The 15,883-nt window shown below is 56.4% G+C and carries 11 protein-coding genes; 7 read left to right on the top strand and 4 right to left on the bottom strand.

Annotated features, from left to right (window positions below):
- Positions 1–309 precede the first annotated feature (309 nt).
- The 4 genes from malZ to ACP5OT_RS17455 all read right to left on the bottom strand — a co-directional run bounded on the left by malZ (position 310) and on the right by ACP5OT_RS17455 (position 6,705).
- On the bottom strand, positions 310–2,154 hold the full coding sequence (malZ, locus tag ACP5OT_RS17470; RefSeq protein ID WP_424677485.1) for a maltodextrin glucosidase: 1,845 nt from the start codon (positions 2,152–2,154) through the stop codon (positions 310–312).
- A complete protein-coding gene (gene gltX, locus ACP5OT_RS17465) occupies positions 2,151–3,662 on the bottom strand; it encodes a glutamate--tRNA ligase (RefSeq protein WP_424677486.1) in 1,512 nt (503 codons plus the stop codon). The genes malZ and gltX overlap by 4 nt, the downstream gene beginning before the upstream one ends.
- A gap of 41 nt (positions 3,663–3,703) precedes the next feature.
- A complete protein-coding gene (gene proB, locus ACP5OT_RS17460; RefSeq protein ID WP_424677487.1) occupies positions 3,704–4,816 on the bottom strand; it encodes a glutamate 5-kinase in 1,113 nt (370 codons plus the stop codon).
- A gap of 98 nt (positions 4,817–4,914) precedes the next feature.
- A complete protein-coding gene (locus ACP5OT_RS17455; protein ID WP_424677488.1) occupies positions 4,915–6,705 on the bottom strand; it encodes an aldehyde ferredoxin oxidoreductase C-terminal domain-containing protein in 1,791 nt (596 codons plus the stop codon).
- 114 nt (positions 6,706–6,819) lie between these two features.
- Between ACP5OT_RS17455 and ACP5OT_RS17450 the strand changes: the two genes are divergently transcribed.
- The 7 genes from ACP5OT_RS17450 (at position 6,820) to ACP5OT_RS17420 (ending at position 15,665) form a co-directional block, all read left to right on the top strand.
- A complete protein-coding gene (locus ACP5OT_RS17450; protein ID WP_424677489.1) occupies positions 6,820–8,253 on the top strand; it encodes a cyclic nucleotide-binding domain-containing protein in 1,434 nt (477 codons plus the stop codon).
- Positions 8,254–8,366: 113 nt separating this feature from the next.
- Positions 8,367–8,741, top strand: coding sequence for a hypothetical protein (locus ACP5OT_RS17445; protein WP_428132863.1), 375 nt, complete (start codon positions 8,367–8,369; stop codon positions 8,739–8,741).
- Positions 8,742–8,827: 86 nt separating this feature from the next.
- A complete protein-coding gene (locus tag ACP5OT_RS17440) occupies positions 8,828–9,847 on the top strand; it encodes a LacI family DNA-binding transcriptional regulator (RefSeq protein ID WP_424677580.1) in 1,020 nt (339 codons plus the stop codon).
- A gap of 199 nt (positions 9,848–10,046) precedes the next feature.
- Positions 10,047–11,384, top strand: coding sequence for an ABC transporter substrate-binding protein (locus tag ACP5OT_RS17435; protein WP_428132860.1), 1,338 nt, complete (start codon positions 10,047–10,049; stop codon positions 11,382–11,384).
- Between the two features lie 255 nt (positions 11,385–11,639).
- Positions 11,640–12,530, top strand: a complete 891-nt coding sequence (locus tag ACP5OT_RS17430) for a carbohydrate ABC transporter permease (RefSeq protein WP_424677582.1) — start codon at positions 11,640–11,642, stop codon at positions 12,528–12,530.
- A 14-nt stretch (positions 12,531–12,544) separates the two neighbouring features.
- On the top strand, positions 12,545–13,471 hold the full coding sequence (locus ACP5OT_RS17425) for a carbohydrate ABC transporter permease (RefSeq protein ID WP_424677583.1): 927 nt from the start codon (positions 12,545–12,547) through the stop codon (positions 13,469–13,471).
- Between the two features lie 31 nt (positions 13,472–13,502).
- Positions 13,503–15,665 (top strand): glycoside hydrolase family 65 protein, encoded by a 2,163-nt coding sequence (locus ACP5OT_RS17420; RefSeq protein ID WP_428132858.1) that lies wholly within the window; start codon positions 13,503–13,505, stop codon positions 15,663–15,665.
- The last annotated feature ends 218 nt before the right edge of the window (positions 15,666–15,883 follow it).

The raw sequence follows: 15,883 nt of genomic DNA, 5'->3' as shown, positions 1-15,883 counted from the left end.
GGCGCGGGGTGACAATGGAGGACGGTCACGGGTGACACGATACCACCTTCGCGTCATTCCGCGCGCGATACCACCTTCGCGTCAGTCCACGCGCGATACCGCCCTTTTGTAAGTCCGCGCGCAGCGAGGACCGGCAATATCTTTATCAATGGTATTTGGGATCATCAGCCTAGTGCTTTACAACCAGCCTAACGTGCAGGCCTATTTTGCCTATCGCAATGGACAACCGCTACCGCCACCACCACCATATCAACCACCACTGTCTTGATCTGAAGGAAGGGTAGCAAGGGCGGGTATTACACCCGCCCCCTACGATGATCGCCACACTTGCACACCCACCGCCGGTAACCGGCTGATGTCGAGCATACCTCCGGCTACAACCGTCTCAACATCGGTCAAGAGGTCGCGCAAACGGGTACCGTCAGCGAGACCACCGTGACGCACCGGCACCGCTCGTAAACCGTCATCACCCCGCCGAGCCACGACGATCAGCCGCTCTTCGGGTGCTTCACGTTGAAAAACAATCGTCTCACCTTGGGCGTAGAGCTGCTGGAATCCACCCCAACACAACGCCGGCGCGCTACGCCGTAAATGCGCTAGCCGCCGTACAAAGGCACGCAAGTCGTGATCCCATTGCGTCTCATCCCACGGCATTGTCCGCCGGCAATCGGGATCACCACCACCGGCCAATCCAATCTCGTCGCCGTAGTAGATGCACGGTACACCGGGATAGGTGAAGAGCAACGTCATTGCCACGCGCACGCGCGCCAGATCATCTCCTACAATGGTGCGCAACCGGGGGGTATCGTGGCTACCGAGGAGATTAAACTGCTGTGTCGCGATCTGCCATGGAATTGCTGCCCGAAAAACCGTCCATTGAGCAGCCATGATCTCGGTTGCAATCGGTCGCGGATCGGCTTCAGGCCGCTGTGGATTGAATTCAAAGCCGGCTAACCAACGCCATACGGGAAAGGTGAAGCCCTGATAGTTCATCGTAGCGTCCAGCTCTTCCCCTTGCAGATGGGGCGTCCCATCGAAGAAGTGTTCGCCGAGCAGATAGGCATCAGGTTGTTCGGCTTTGACCGCACGCCGAATGCCTCGCCCGATCTTGTGACCAAGGTTATCGGGGCCAAGGCGACCTAACATGTTGGCAACATCGATCCGCCAACCATCGATACGGTACGGTGGCCGGAGCCAATGCCGCATAACCGCATCGTGACCGGCATACATCACTTCACGCAGCCGCACGCTGCGATAGTTGAGTTTGGGTAGCGTCTTCACTCCCAGCCAACATTCGTATTCGTCGGGGTGACGACGAAAGGTGAAGAACTCGGCCGTTGGTGCGTGTCGATCAGCCTGGGCGGTCACAAACCAAGGATGCGTAACGCCGCAGTGGTTTGGTACGATGTCGAGCACTAATCGCATGGCCCGTTCGTCGAGGGCCTGACGCAGCGTTAGCAAACCGGCCTCACCACCGAGATGCGGATCGATGCGCGTGTAGTCTTCAACGTCGTATTTGTGGTTCGACGGTGCGCGGAAGATCGGATTGAGGTAAAGGGCTGAAACTCCAAGATCGGTTAGATAATCGAGCCGTTGTGCGATCCCTTGCAGATCACCACCGTAAAACTCGATTGAACCGGTCGCCGGCTGTGGCAACTCGTGCCAGCGCCGGGCAACAACCGGACGCCCGTGGTAAAGATACTCGCTATCGCGTACATTATTGCTCGGATCACCATCGGCGAAGCGATCGGGAAAGATTTGGTAAAAGACCGCGTCACGCACCCACGTCGGGGCATGGTAGTTCGCCAACAAGACAAAATCATTGGCGTCGGTCGGGTAATAGCGCGTTACGCCACCGGCGCTGTACCAGTACACGCCATCATCGGCTCGCAACAGGAAGCGATAGTTAGTACGCAGCATCCGGATCGGCAACTCGCCTTCCCACCAACGACACACCCCCTGCACACCCAGATCACGCATTGGCGTGAAGTGCTGTTCGCCATCGGGGCAAGTACGTACAAACACGCCACTGACCGGAGCATCGGCGGCGAGGCGCAAGCGCAAGCGTGCGGTATCACCCACGCGCCCACCAAACTGTACGTAGGGAGGCGATCCATCGTGGTGAATGCTCGCCTCCCAAGACTGGATTGTCATGCCATCTGCTCCAGTGCGGCAATTGCCGCGGCCAAACGCTCCAACGAACGGTCACGACCAACCCCGGCCAGGGTATCAAACAACGGCGGCGCTACACTTCGACCGGTCACAGCGATACGGATTGCGCTAAAGAGAGGCCCCGGCTTCACTCCCAACTGCTCAGTCAATGTACGGAGCGTTGTCTCAAGCGCCGGCGCCGTCCAATCGGTTTGTCGCTGCAACACATCATACGCCGCCCGAAGCATTGTGATCGTCTGGACCGCATCATGTTTCTTGGGAATCAGATCGGACGGCTGATACGTCACCCCTGGCGTCACCTCACGGTAAAAGAACTCGAGCAACTCCGGCGCCTCTTGCAATTCCTCCAGCCGTTCATGGATGAGCGGAATCAGCTGAAGCAGATACGCACGTTCGGTATCACCGGCTGGATCACCGATCAGGCCGGCCCGCTGCATAAATGGCAACACCCGTTCGGCTAGTTGCTCACGGCTGAGCTTACGGATATAGATACCGTTCATGTCGCGCAGCTTTTCCGGATTCCAACGCGCCGGTGATGGCTGAATCCGCTCAATCGAGAAGCGTGCGATGAGTTCTTCACGGCTCATTATCTCGGTCACCCCATCGTAGCTCCACCCTTGCAAGGCGAGATAGTTGAGCATGGTTTCCGGCAGATACCCACGTTCGCGGAACCGCTGCGTTGCCACATCATCTTTGCGCTTCGACAGTTTGCCTTTGCCATCGTGGCGTAAAATCGCCGGCAGATGGGCAAAGATCGGTCGCTGCCAGCCGAAGTAGTCGTAGAGTAAGACGTGGTACGGTGTGCTCGGTACCCACTCTTCTCCACGCATAACAAGGGTAATCTTCATCAGATGATCGTCAACGAGGTGGGCAAAGTGGTAGACTGGCATACCGGTTGACTTAATCAGCACAATATCTTGCAACTGGTCATTCTGTACGACGATCTCATCACCACCGCGAATAAGGTCGCTGAAGCGAGTCTCGCCGTCGAGAGGAGTTTTGAGGCGCACGGTATAGGACTTACCGCTCGCTGCCAATTCACGCTGGCGCTCGAGTGGCCAATCACGTTCGGGGCCACGGAAGCGAAATGCCTTGATTCCGGCAGCTTCGGCAGCGGCCCGCATCTGCGCGAGTTCCTCTTCGGTAGTGAAGGACATGTACGCCAGTCCAGCCTCGAGCAACTGGTCAACGTAGGGGCGATAGACACCTTGCTCAAACCGCTGTGACTGCACGTAGGGGCCATACGGCCCACCCACATCCGGGCCCTCGTCCCAATCGATCCCAACCCAGCGTAGCGAAATGCTAATATCGTCGGCAGCACCGGGAACAAACCGTTTTTCGTCAGTATCTTCGATCCGCAGAATAAATTGCCCACCATAATGACGGGCACAGAGCCAATTGAAGAGAGCGGTGCGCACACCGCCGATGTGCAAGCTGCCGGTCGGACTAGGGGCAAAACGTACCCGTACCGGCCCCTCAATACCTGCCATGCAATTCTCCTTAGTTAGGGTATTGGAGGAGGAAGTATCCTCTACTCCTTTGTCACTAACACCACCATATCGTCACGATGGACGATCTCTGGCCCGTAATCATACCCTAAAACTGGACCAATCTGGTGCGAGCGTAATCCGGCGATCAGACGAAGATCACTCGAACGATATTGGGTCAACCCGCGTGCAATCTCTCGCCCGGCGAGGTCAAAAATGCGTACTGTTTGGCCGCGATCAAATTCACCGCTTACCTCACGAACACCGGCAGCCAACAAACTCTTCCCATACTCGATCAGGGCCGTTGCAGCCCCTTCATCAATCACAATCTTGGAATGGCGCACAGTTTCGGCCAAAATCCAACGCTGGCGAGCATCAGGATGTGAGGTTGTCGCCGGGAAGTACGTTCCAATCCGTTCACCATTTGCCACCCGGACGATCACATCCGGTTCGTGACCGGCGGCAATGACAACCGCCACTCCTGAACGGGTAGCCAGATCGGCAGCCTGTATTTTGGTCTGCATCCCGCCGGTGCCGCGATGCGTACCGCTCCCACCGGCCATTGCCCAAATTCGTTCGTCGATTACCGGTACCTCACGCAGCAGTTCGGCGGTCGGATCGGTGCGCGGATCGGCGCTGAACAATCCGGCAATGTCGGTGAGGATCAAGAGCAGGTCAGCATCGATTAAGCCGGCAACCAGCGCCGAGAGATTATCGTTATCGCCAACCCGAATCTCGGCGGTTACCACCGCGTCATTCTCATTGATAATCGGCACAATTCCTTGCGCAAGGCAAAGGTTAAGGGTATTACGGGCATTCAGATAGCGTCGGCGATCCCGCAGATCGTCACGGGTGAGTAACGCTTGCGCCACTTGCAGTCCGTAGAGATCGAAAATCTGTTCGTAGATGTGCATTAATCGGCTCTGACCCACCGCAGCGAACACTTGCTTGAGCGGAATATTGCTCCGCCGGCGAGGATCGGCGCCAAGACGTTCTTTACCGGCAGCAATCGCGCCTGACGAGACCAACACGACTTCGTGACCGTCTGCTTTCAGACGCACGATTTGACGGGCCAATTCGACAAAATAAGGCCGGTGTAGCCGGTCGGTACCGGCAGTGAGCACACTTGTGCCTAATTTGACAACGAATCTGGTCATATCGGTGGTGGTTTCAATACGATGGTCATGATCCGAATTTGGCCGATGATAACGCCACCTGGGGGGCACACGGCCGTGCGCCTCTACGACGATGGATGTTAGGGGATGCCCAATTCGGCCAAGCGGGCCGGTGTCGGGTCGCCGGCGGAATCCCAGCCGTGGCGTGCGTAATATTCGGCTAACAACACATCGAGTGGTGGGGTATAGCCGGCCGTCGGACCACTGCTCAACGGTTCGCGTAGGTAACGGTCGGGCAGCGTATCTTGGCTGTTGGCGGCGTAGCGACGGGTAAACATCCGGTCGAGGGTCACGATCCGTTCGCCGATCCGCACCAGATCGACCCCACTAATTGTGCGACCACTGACCGCACCGAGGAGCGCGATCAGTTCACCGGGAGTCACCTGATACGCCATCAGGCCAAGCCGTCGACACATGCCACTCGCATCGAGCGCAGCAGCAAACCGCTCGTGCCAGATCAGGCGCAGGGCTTTGCCTTCAGTTTCACGCGGCCCACTCGCCGGTGGTGGCAACCATGCCGGCGGTTCTGCCACCAATTCTTCAAAGGCCATCGCATATCGGTAATCACCACCGATCGGGCTGGTTGCCATCGCCAATCCGATCTCAGTCAACGCACGTGGATCAAGCGCCGGCATTGCCAAGCCTTTTACTTGGGGTGCAAACGCTGCCGATCCCCATACCGCCTCCTGCATCTCACCGACACCTAACGATAAGATATCGCGCTTTTCTCGACGTTGGCTCATCCGGTCGAGAGCAGCGATCACGGCGGCGCCATCACCCCAGTTGAGCGTGCGCTGTCGCACTAAGCCTTCATCTTGTGCCTCGGTCATAAAGGTAATTGCCGCTGCTGCTGCCGCCGGATCGATACCCAACCGCAAGCAACGATCGGCGATTGTCAGCATTGTATCGGCGTCGGTAATCCCCACACGAGCGCCAAAACCGGCAATTAATTCAAGGCTAGGGAGGGGATGCGTCTCACCGGTACGAGTACGCAGATCGATATAACAGGGTAGCGGACAACCGGCACAACCACGCTCTTGGCGCCCACCACGACGGGCTATCTCGCTAAACATCCGAGCGATAGCCAGGCCATCAGCCGGGGTCCGGGCGTCTCGACTGGTCAGCGCACCTAACTTGATCGCCGCCGGTAACAAACCGGCACTCCCGATAGCGCGGATAGCGTTTGCCGTCGGATGACGTTCACCCCGCTGCTGGATCGATTGAAGCACGCTCTGCATACGTGCCACATCAGCCACCGGCAGTGGTGCCCGATCACGAACCACTATCGCCTTCAGCTTTTTATCGGCCATTACAGCACCGGTACCGGCCGGCTCAACGAGATACTGGCCTTCAGCGACAATACTGGCATAGGCTACACCGACTTCACCGGCAGGCCCAATCGCCAACACCCGCACATCACCACCTAGTTCAGCACTCAGTGTCGCCGCAGTCGCTACGGTATCACGCCCAACGAGGTGGCGAGCTGAACGCAGGCGAACGGTATCTCCATCGATCAGGAGGTAACACCAGTCAGGTGCTTCCCCGCGAATAATTAAGACATCGACATTATTCCGATGGAGAGCTGCCCCCCAGTGCCCCGGCGCCCACCCATAGGCAATACCGCCGGTTAACGGTGAGCGAGTACCGACGGTAAAACCGCCAGTAGCGTAACCGGAGCTACCGGCCAACGGGCCAGCCGCAAAGATCAGCAGATTGTTAGCCGACAGTGGTGGTGTATCCGGTTCTAATTGATACCAGAGCAACCACGCAATAGCGCCACGACCACCCAGATAATCGCGTTCCACTTCAGCGGGTAACAGTTGGCGGGCGTGGCCGCGAGCAAGATCAACGGTAAGACTGCGCAACGGCATGCAAGTTTCCTGTGTGGGTGCGATTTTCGCCGTTCTATTATACCGCTGTTAGGCATTGTGTATGGTAAAATTCCATCACATTACCATATCATCGCCATTGTACCAGAGCTGAGTATGTCATCGCTCAAACACGCCATGCGCAACCGGCGCGATCAAGGGCGCACTGCGCACCGCGAACAACGCCAGCAACAAGCCATCGCTGCTTTAGCAGTGTTGGACTGTCTGCGCGGGGTATCGACCACTGAGCTAACTACTCTTTATGAACTGGGCGTCTTTCGCGTCTTTCCAAGCGGTGCGACTGTGATTGGTCAACGGCGTGGCTATCGGTATCTTTTCTTCCTGCTGCGGGGATCATTACAGTTGCGACTGCGTGACAAAGACGGGCGTGAAGTCTTGATGGGTATATTAGGGCAAGGCGATTGCTTTGGCGAAGGTCCACTGTTCGGCAAGTTCTTCCGTCATATGAGTGCACTTACCCAAGATACGTGCTACCTATTACAAATCGATATTACTACCTTACGCGAGGAACTCGCCGCGCTACCACTGCTTACAACCGCTCTCCGCAAAGTGTATCGACGACGGATGGTAGAAGCCACGTTAGCGCGTATCCCGATACTAAGCCAACTTCTGCCCATTGAACGCATTTCTATCGCGGCCCGATTACAGCCGCGCCACGTGCCACGCGGCACGGTAATCGTCAAACAAGGCGAGCCGGCCGACTCACTGTACCTGATCGAGAATGGGCAAGTGGTGATTGAGCAAAGTGGACAAACGATTGCTATCCTCAACGAAGGTGATCTCTTTGGTGAAATCTCACTGCTGACCGGCGAACCTCATCGAGCGACCACCCGCGCCCTCACCACCACCGATCTGCTCGAACTACCCGGTGCTGAGTTCTACCGTCTCATCAACCAATATCCGGCGCTTGAGACCGAACTGCGCGCCATTGCCGAACGTCGTCTGAAGCATTCGGCTGCGGTGCGGAGCGATGCTGCCCGCGCCCGCGATATCGAACTTGCCGTCCACCGAGGCATCCTCCGCGCTACTCACATTCTTGTTCGCGATCCTGCTCGCTGCCCACCGGGCTGTCGATTGTGTGAGACTGGCTGTGCGTCACGTCACGGACACAGTCGCCTCCACCTCAATGGCACACCGATCGAGCGGTTTGATGTGCTTGATAATTGTCGTCAGTGCAGCGTCGGTGCGGAATGTGTCGAAGCGTGCCCTGAAGATGCGATCGAACGTGTTGACACCGGTGCATTACGGATTACCAACCGCTGTACCGGCTGTGGAGAATGTGTTACAGCTTGCCCTTACGATGCGGTACAAACCGTCCCACGTGCCAAATATCAGACCGGCCCACTGTGGGATCTCTTCCGTCGCTGGCAACAGCGAATCCGCCCAACTATTCCCTTGGCCACTAGCATCCCTACGCATCGCGCCGACAAGTGCGATCTCTGTTTTGGCTACGCCGATCTTGCGTGCGTCAGCGCATGCCCTATTGGTAATCTGCGACTGGCTCCCGTCGAAGAGATTGTGCCGGTGTAGGAATATTGCTCCTCACTACCGACCGATGCCGTGCAGCGCTCTGTCGGCTGCTCGTTGCTGACCGATGCTGTACCGCAGCCCGCTGCGCCGTCGCCAGCCCGTTGCCCTGACCGGTGCTGCACCGACAACTGTCCGCTGCCCGCACCGGTGCCGTGCCGTCGCCCGCTGCGCCGTCGCCAGCCCGTTGCCCTGACCGGTGCTGCACCGACAACTGTCCGCTGCCCGCACCGGTGCCGTGCCGTCGCCCGCTGCGCCGTCGCCAGCCCGTTGCCCTGACCGATGCCGTGCAGCGCTGCGACGCCAGCCCGTTACCGACCGGTACCGTGCGGCGGTCAGATGACAGCCCGCTCCCTGACCGATGCTGCATCGCTGCCCAGCGCTGCGACGCCAGCCCGTTACCGACCGGTACCGTGCGGCGGTCAGATGACAGCCCGTTGCTCCGTCACCCATCACCGACCGATTCCCCACCACACACTTCATGTCGTTAGACGAACGTTCGCCTTTTCCTCTTGACAACTGCTGACAGGAGATGTATGATAAAGGCGAACGTTCGCCTTGATGAATCAAACGGTCTATGACAGCCACGAAAGTCACGCTCAAAGATGTAGCGGCGCGCGCCGGGGTCAGTTACCAAACCGTCTCGAAGGTGCTGAACGGTGAAATGCAGGTTGCGCCCGAAACGATGGAGCGGATTCAGGCGGCGGTGCAAGAGCTAGGCTACCGGCCTAATCGCATTGCGCGTAATATGCGGGCCGGCCGTAGCTTTATGATCGGGTATTCGTGGACCCAAACCGAACCCGGCCAAGTTAATCATATTCTCGACCAGTTCTTGAGTAGTATGGTGCGTGAGGCCGGTGCGGTTAATTATTTTGTGTTGCCCTTCCCTTTCTCTGAAGACCGATCGCAAATCGATATCTACCGTGATCTGATCCGTAGTGGTAATGTTGATGGCTTCGTGCTGTCGAGTATCAATTACAATGATCCCCGTATCCAATTCTTGCTCAAGCAGAAGTTCCCCTTCGTGGCCTTCGGTCGCTCAAATCCAGATTGGGACTTCGCATGGGTCGATATTGACGGTACGGCGGGAACGCGGCAAGCGGTGGAATACCTGATCGGGCGTGGTCATCACCGTATCGCGATCCTTGGGTGGCCGGAAGATTCGCGCGTTGGTAACGACCGTCTGCAAGGGTACCTTGAGGCGATGCAAACCGCTCAACTGCCGATTGAAACGGGCTATATTCTGCGCGGTGAAGGTACGTTTGAGGTCGGGCGCGCCATGACGTTGCATCTCCTTGATCTCTCGCCCGAACGTCGCCCAACGGCAATCATGACCCTGAACGATACGATGGCAATTGGGGCGATGGCCGCGGCCCGCGAACGCGGCCTGACGGTAGGGACCGATTTGGCTATCATCGGCTTTGATGATGCGCCAATGGTGCAATATCTCTTTCCGCCACTGAGCAGTGTGCGCCAGCCGATTGCTGAGGCCGGCCGTAAATGCGTCGAACTGCTGGTGGCAATCGTTGAAGGGCGAGAACCAGAACAAAAACATATCCTACTGCAACCATCCCTGATCATTCGCGCTTCGTCCTGACAATTCGTGACACATTGCTTCCCTGACCTGATCATCGACTGCCGATTGATCAGATAGGTTATTATTTTGCAAAAAAGGAGGTGTAAAAATGATCTTAAAACACTAATTTTCTCTAAACATTTTTTGGTTATTTAGACAAGTTTGTTCTTACCGAAGGATACATCTCGCTATCTCAATCGTTTCTAGTGAAGGAGCAGGTATGAACCGCCCGATCAAATTCCTCATGCTTCTGGCCGTACTGGCATTGGCGCTGAGCGCCTGTGGTCAGACTACAACCCAACAATCGGCACCGACACCACAAACGGTACGGGAAACCGTGACCATCAAAGAGACGGTGACGGTCAAAGAGACGGTTGTCGTTCCGGCTGAAAAAGTGACCGTCCGCTTGTCAGGGTGGGCTTCAAGCCCGGCAGAGACCGCACTGCTCGAGTCGCTGCTCTATAAGTTCTCGGTTGAGAACCCCGATATTCTGGTCAAGTACGAGCCGATCACTGGCGACTATAAGCAGGTACTCTTGACCTCGATTGCATCGGGGACGGAACCCGATATTTTCTATGTTGACATCTTCTGGTGGTTGGAGCTGGCCGCCAACGATGCGTTGTTGCCTCTCGATGACTTGATGGCAAGCAGCGGAGTGTCGCGTGACGATTTTATTCCGGCACTGATCGATGCCTTTACCTACAATGGTAAAACCTACGGTATTCCCAAGGACTTTAACACCCTTGGTATGTTCTACAACAAGGCGCTGTTTGATAAAGCGGGTCTAGCTTATCCAACCGACGACTGGACATGGGACGATCTGCGCGAGGCAGCGGCAGCACTGACCGATCTGAGCGATCCGAACAAGCCGATCTACGGCTTCTGCACGCCACCCGATCCAGGTCGGTTCCCGGTCTTCGTCTTCCAGAACGGCGGCATGGTGATGAACACCGATTATACCGACACCATGCTTGATAGTGATCCGGCGGTGAAAGCAGCCGAATTCTATACCTCGTTCCGCACCAACCAGATCGGTGCGATACCGTCAGAGCTTGGTGAAGGATGGCAGGGTACACTCTTTGGCAAGGGCCAATGCGCAATGGTTTACGAGGGTGGCTGGTTGATCCCCTATCTGCGCGATCAGTTTCCCAACACGCAGTATGGTGTGGTCATGCCGCCGGCCGGCCCGGGTGGCGAGGGTAACTTGATCTTCACAGTGGCTTGGGGAATCTCGGCCAACACCAAGAACCCGGAAGCGGCGTGGAAGGTGGTCAACTTCCTTACTAGCGAAGCCAGTCAGAAGACGGTGCTTGAGAGTGGCTTTGCGTTGCCATCGCGTCAGTCGTTGCAAAACAGCGACTACCTGAAAAACAATCCGAACTCGGCAGCTATCTTCAATGGTTCGTTCTTCGGTGCGAAGCCCTTCTTCTGGGGTGCAGTCGGCTCCGATGTGAACGATCAGATGTCGAAGGCGCTTGAGCGAATGTTTAAAGAGAACCAGCCAGCTTCAGAGGCTATGAAACAGGCGGCTGAAGCTATCCGCAAGGCAATGAAGTAACAGCAGCATGGTATAGGCACCACACGGCGTGGGAAAAACACCAACACGCCGTGTGGTTCGATAGGGGTCGGAGCTTCTGCGAGCGTATGATGTAGTTCGCCACAATCTCCACAACCCGATCGATGCTGAAGTACCCAAGGCGGCAGGTTTCCTCTGGCAGGCAGCTCACCATGACAGCAGGGTATCGGACACAAGTCGGGATCGCGCGTACTATCGGAGGATAGACGCTCACCCACTACTGACGGGAGATAATATATGCGCGCGACAAATCAGCGTCGTAAATGGGCTGATGCACTGAACGGCTATCTCTTTATCTCGCCATGGTTGATCATCTTTATCATCTTTAGTCTGATCTCGCTCGGTTACGCGGTCTATCTCTCGTTCACCGAATACAACCTGCTCAGACCGCCGCGCTGGTGGGGTTTTGAAGGGTATCAGCGAGTCTTCGCCGATGATCTCTTCTTGAGTAAAGCACTCCCCAATACCTTTAAGTATGTGCTGATCGTCGTGCCGATCCAGACGTTTCTCAGCCTGGTGCTGGCATTTGCGATGGACCAAAACCTGCGCTTCCAGCGTTTCTTCCGCACCATTTTTTACCTGCCATCAGTGACATCATCGGTGGTAATTTCGCTCATCTTTATCTGGATCTTCGCGCCGCAGGGTATTTTCAACCAGATCACCGGCCTTACTGTCAACTGGCTCGATGATCCGCGCACCGCTTTCTACGTAATTATGGGCATGAACATCTTTACCACGAGTGGCACGCTCATGCTCATTTTTCTCGCCGGTCTGCAAGATATTCCCCTGGCCGTGTATGAAGCGGCTGAGATTGACGGTGCGAATGGCTTGCAGAAGTTTTTCTACATTACCATCCCGATGTTGCGCCCGGTCATTTTCTTTGTCGTGACGGTCGGTGTCATCGGCTGTTTTCAGGTCTTCGACCAGATCTTTGTGATGACGAATGGCGGCCCGCTCGACAGCACTACGACCATCACCTATTTGATCTACAAGTGGGCCTTCCGCGATACACGCATTCAAATGGGTCAAGCTTCAGCGTTGGCGGTCATTCTCACCCTGATCATTCTGGCGGTGACGCTGCTGCAGCGGCGCGTGATTGAAGGCAGCGGTAGTGGCGCTGAGCGTTAGAAAGGTGCGAAACGATGGCAGTTACAACGAGTTCACCGCAAGCGCAGATCTATGCACGTACCGTCTTCTTCGACCGACTGCGCAAGTATCTCTTCTTTGCGATGCTGGCCTTCTGGGCTGTGCTCTCAGTAGCGCCCCTCTACTTTACGTTGGTCTTCTCGTTCAAGCCGGTGGCCGATGTCTATACACCGCCAATCTGGGCGCCGATCCCGTTTACCTTTGAAAACTATATCACGATTCTCGGTACATTTGAACTTTTCCCACGTTGGGTGTGGAATAGCGTCTTTATTTCGGTGATCATCACCGTCTTTCGCGTGCTCTTCTGCGCGATGGCCGGCTATGCCTTCGCCCGCATCGAATTCCCGCTCAAGAACTTCTGGTTCAATCTGCTCTTGATCTCAATGATGATGCCGGGCGTTGTGACGCTCATTCCCTCATTCTTGATCATCGGTCCCGGCCTGATTCGGGGTGGTTTCCAACTCGGTGATCTCACCATTCCCACCGGCTTTGGCCTTATCGATACCCCATGGGGTATCATTCTGCCCGGTGTTGCCGACGCCTTCGGTGTCTTTATGATGACCCAGTTTTATAAGTCGTTCCCCAAGGAGTTGGAAGAAGCAGCGATGATGGACGGGTCGGGCCGCTGGGGCACCTTCTTCCGCATTGTGCTGCCGATCAGCCAAACCCAATTGATTACACTTGCGCTGCTGACCTTCCAAGGCGCATGGAATAACTTTATGTGGCCGCTGCTGGTCCTGCGTTCACCCGAACAATTTACCCTGCCGATCGGGTTACAGTGGTTCCGCGGCGAGTATTACACGCTCTATTCGGTCATTCTAGCCGGTTCGATCTTCAATACGTTGCCCATTCTGATCATCTTCTTCGTCTTCCAGCAATATTTTGTGCGCAGTATTGCTGCGACCGGCTCGAAGGAGGGGTAAAGAAGGCGACCTTATACGCACAAGGTGAATTATGTGGATTCTTGCTGAAGATGCTTTCGACCCAGCCCAACAACATCATAAAGAGACGATCTTCACCATTGGTAACGGCTATCTCGCGACCCGTGGCGCGTTTGAAGAGGGCTATCCCAACGACCGTCGAGCGACGTTTATCCACGGTGTCTTCGACGACGCACCGATTGTGGTCACCGAACTGGCTAATGCGCCCGATTGGTTGGCAATGCAAGTGCTTCTCGATGGTGAGAAGTTTTCGCTAGCTACAGGTACGATCCTCGCCTACCGGCGCGAACTCAACATGCAGAATGGCGTGCTACAGCGCGAGGTGCGTTGGCGTTCGCCGCAGGGTCGGGTAGCAACCATTCGATTCTCCCGCTTTGCATCACTGGCCGACGAGCACCTGCTAGCGCTACACTGCGAGATCGTACCTGAATTTGACGGCCAGATCGAGGTCCGCGCTGCGCTCAATGGTCAAACCGACAACGAGGGGCTGTTGCACTGGCGATTGATCGAACAAGGCCAACTCACCGATGGCACCGTCTTTTTGCGCACCCGCACCCGCAAGAGTGGGATCGAGGTGGCGTGCGCGATGCGTCTGCGCGGCGACACCGCCCAAACCGCGTTCTGGGATGTCGAGAATGTGCCCACCCTGCAACAGGTCTATCCGGTGCATGCCGGTCAACCGATTGTCGTCACAAAGTTTGTCGGCATCGCTACCTCGCGCGACGGCAATCAACCACTCGACATTGCCCACCACCACGTGCAAGCGGCTCACGATTGGGCGAGCACGCTGGCCGCACAGCAGGAAGCATGGACGCGCGAGTGGGAGCGCTGCCACGTCGAGATCAACGGCGATGATGAGGCCGACCTGGCCGTGCGCTTTAGTATCTTCCAGTTGCTGATTGCTGCTCCTCGCCACGACAATCGCGTGAACATCGGCGCCAAAACGCTCTCAGGATTTGGCTATCGTGGTCATGCGTTCTGGGACACCGAGATCTTCATGTTGCCGCTTTTCATCTACACTGCCCCAGACATCGCGCGCAACTTGCTCGATTACCGCTACCTAACCCTACCGGCTGCTCGCGCCAAGGCTCGCGTCGCCGGCTACGAGGGTGCATGGTACGCTTGGGAGAGTGCCGATACCGGCGAAGAGGTAACACCAACGTGGGTACCTGATTTTCAGGACAAAAAGAAGCTTGCCCGCGTCTGGACCGGTGATTTAGCGATTCACATTTCGGCAGATGTGGCTTACGCGGTACAACAATACTGGCAGGCTACCGGCGATAATGGGTGGTATATCGAACGCGGCGCTGAGATTGTGCTCGATACCGCCAAATTCTTCGTCGCACGGGCCGAATGGCTAGCCGACCGCGGTTGCTATGGCTACACCGACGTGATCGGTCCTGACGAATACCACGATCACGTCAACAACAACGCCTACACGAACCTGATGGCACAGTGGAACATCCGCACCGGCCTTGAAACACTGGCATGGCTTACACAACACGCCCCGCAGAAAGCTGCCGAACTTCGCCAACAGCTTGATCTAACGCCGGAACGCTTGCAGCACTGGCAGACGGTGGCCGAAAAGATGTGTATCAATACGCGCCCTAACGGACTCATCGAACAGTTCGATGGCTTCTTCGCGCTGAAAGATGTCAATCTGGCCGAGTACGAACCGCGTACCAAGTCAATGCACGAAATCTTCGGCATCGAAGGCGCCAACGAGTATCAAGCGATCAAGCAACCCGATGTGCTGATGCTGCAATTCCTCTTACGCGAGCAGTACAGCGACAGCCAGATTCGGGTCAATTATGATTACTACACCCCACGCACCGACCATACCTACGGATCGTCGCTTGGCCCGCCGATTCAGGCAATCGTTGCCTGTCAGATGGGCGATGTAGCCGAAGCCTACGAGCACTTCATTCGCGCGGCCCGCGCCGATCTCCGCGATGTGCGCGGCAATGCCGGCGATGGGATCCACGCTGCTTCAGCAGGCGGTGTCTGGCAAGCTGTCGTGTTCGGTTTTGGCGGTCTCCGCATCCACCCCGACGGCACGTGGGAAGTGCATCCGCGCCTGCCCAGCCACTGGCGGCAGTTGACCTACCGCTTCACTTTGCGCGGGCAAACCCACACCGTCACCTGCTACCCGGATGGCAGCTATACAATCGGCTAAAACGCAGAGGAGGCAAAGACGCGAAGGGTTTTTAACGCAAAGGTGCAAAGATATTTGAGATTGGGTACAAGCGTGGTCATACGAACAATTCCAAAACCTATGCGTTCTCTGCGCACTTCGCGCCTTTGCGTTTAACATCCTTATGCGTTCTCTGCGCACTTCGCGCCTTTGCGTTTAACATCCTTATGCGTTCTCTGCGCACTTCGCGCCTTTGCGTT

Source organism: Chloroflexus sp. (assembly GCF_049970315.1).
In the GTDB taxonomy this organism is placed as follows: domain Bacteria; phylum Chloroflexota; class Chloroflexia; order Chloroflexales; family Chloroflexaceae; genus Chloroflexus.
The sequence above is the reverse complement of the archived record's forward strand: the minus strand, read 5'-3'. Positions and strand labels throughout refer to the sequence as shown.

Excerpts from the sequence above, each read along its gene's own strand:
- ACP5OT_RS17420 (WP_428132858.1), top strand. The coding sequence starts at position 13,503 with ATGTGGATTCTTGCTGAAGATGCTTTCGACCCAGCCCAACAACATCAT.
- malZ (WP_424677485.1), bottom strand. The coding sequence starts at position 2,154 with ATGACAATCCAGTCTTGGGAGGCGAGCATTCACCACGATGGATCGCCT.
- ACP5OT_RS17430 (WP_424677582.1), top strand. The coding sequence starts at position 11,640 with ATGCGCGCGACAAATCAGCGTCGTAAATGGGCTGATGCACTGAACGGC.
- ACP5OT_RS17440 (WP_424677580.1), top strand. The coding sequence starts at position 8,828 with ATGACAGCCACGAAAGTCACGCTCAAAGATGTAGCGGCGCGCGCCGGG.
- ACP5OT_RS17455 (WP_424677488.1), bottom strand. The coding sequence starts at position 6,705 with ATGCCGTTGCGCAGTCTTACCGTTGATCTTGCTCGCGGCCACGCCCGC.
- proB (WP_424677487.1), bottom strand. The coding sequence starts at position 4,816 with ATGACCAGATTCGTTGTCAAATTAGGCACAAGTGTGCTCACTGCCGGT.
- ACP5OT_RS17425 (WP_424677583.1), top strand. The coding sequence starts at position 12,545 with ATGGCAGTTACAACGAGTTCACCGCAAGCGCAGATCTATGCACGTACC.
- ACP5OT_RS17435 (WP_428132860.1), top strand. The coding sequence starts at position 10,047 with ATGAACCGCCCGATCAAATTCCTCATGCTTCTGGCCGTACTGGCATTG.
- gltX (WP_424677486.1), bottom strand. The coding sequence starts at position 3,662 with ATGGCAGGTATTGAGGGGCCGGTACGGGTACGTTTTGCCCCTAGTCCG.
- ACP5OT_RS17450 (WP_424677489.1), top strand. The coding sequence starts at position 6,820 with ATGTCATCGCTCAAACACGCCATGCGCAACCGGCGCGATCAAGGGCGC.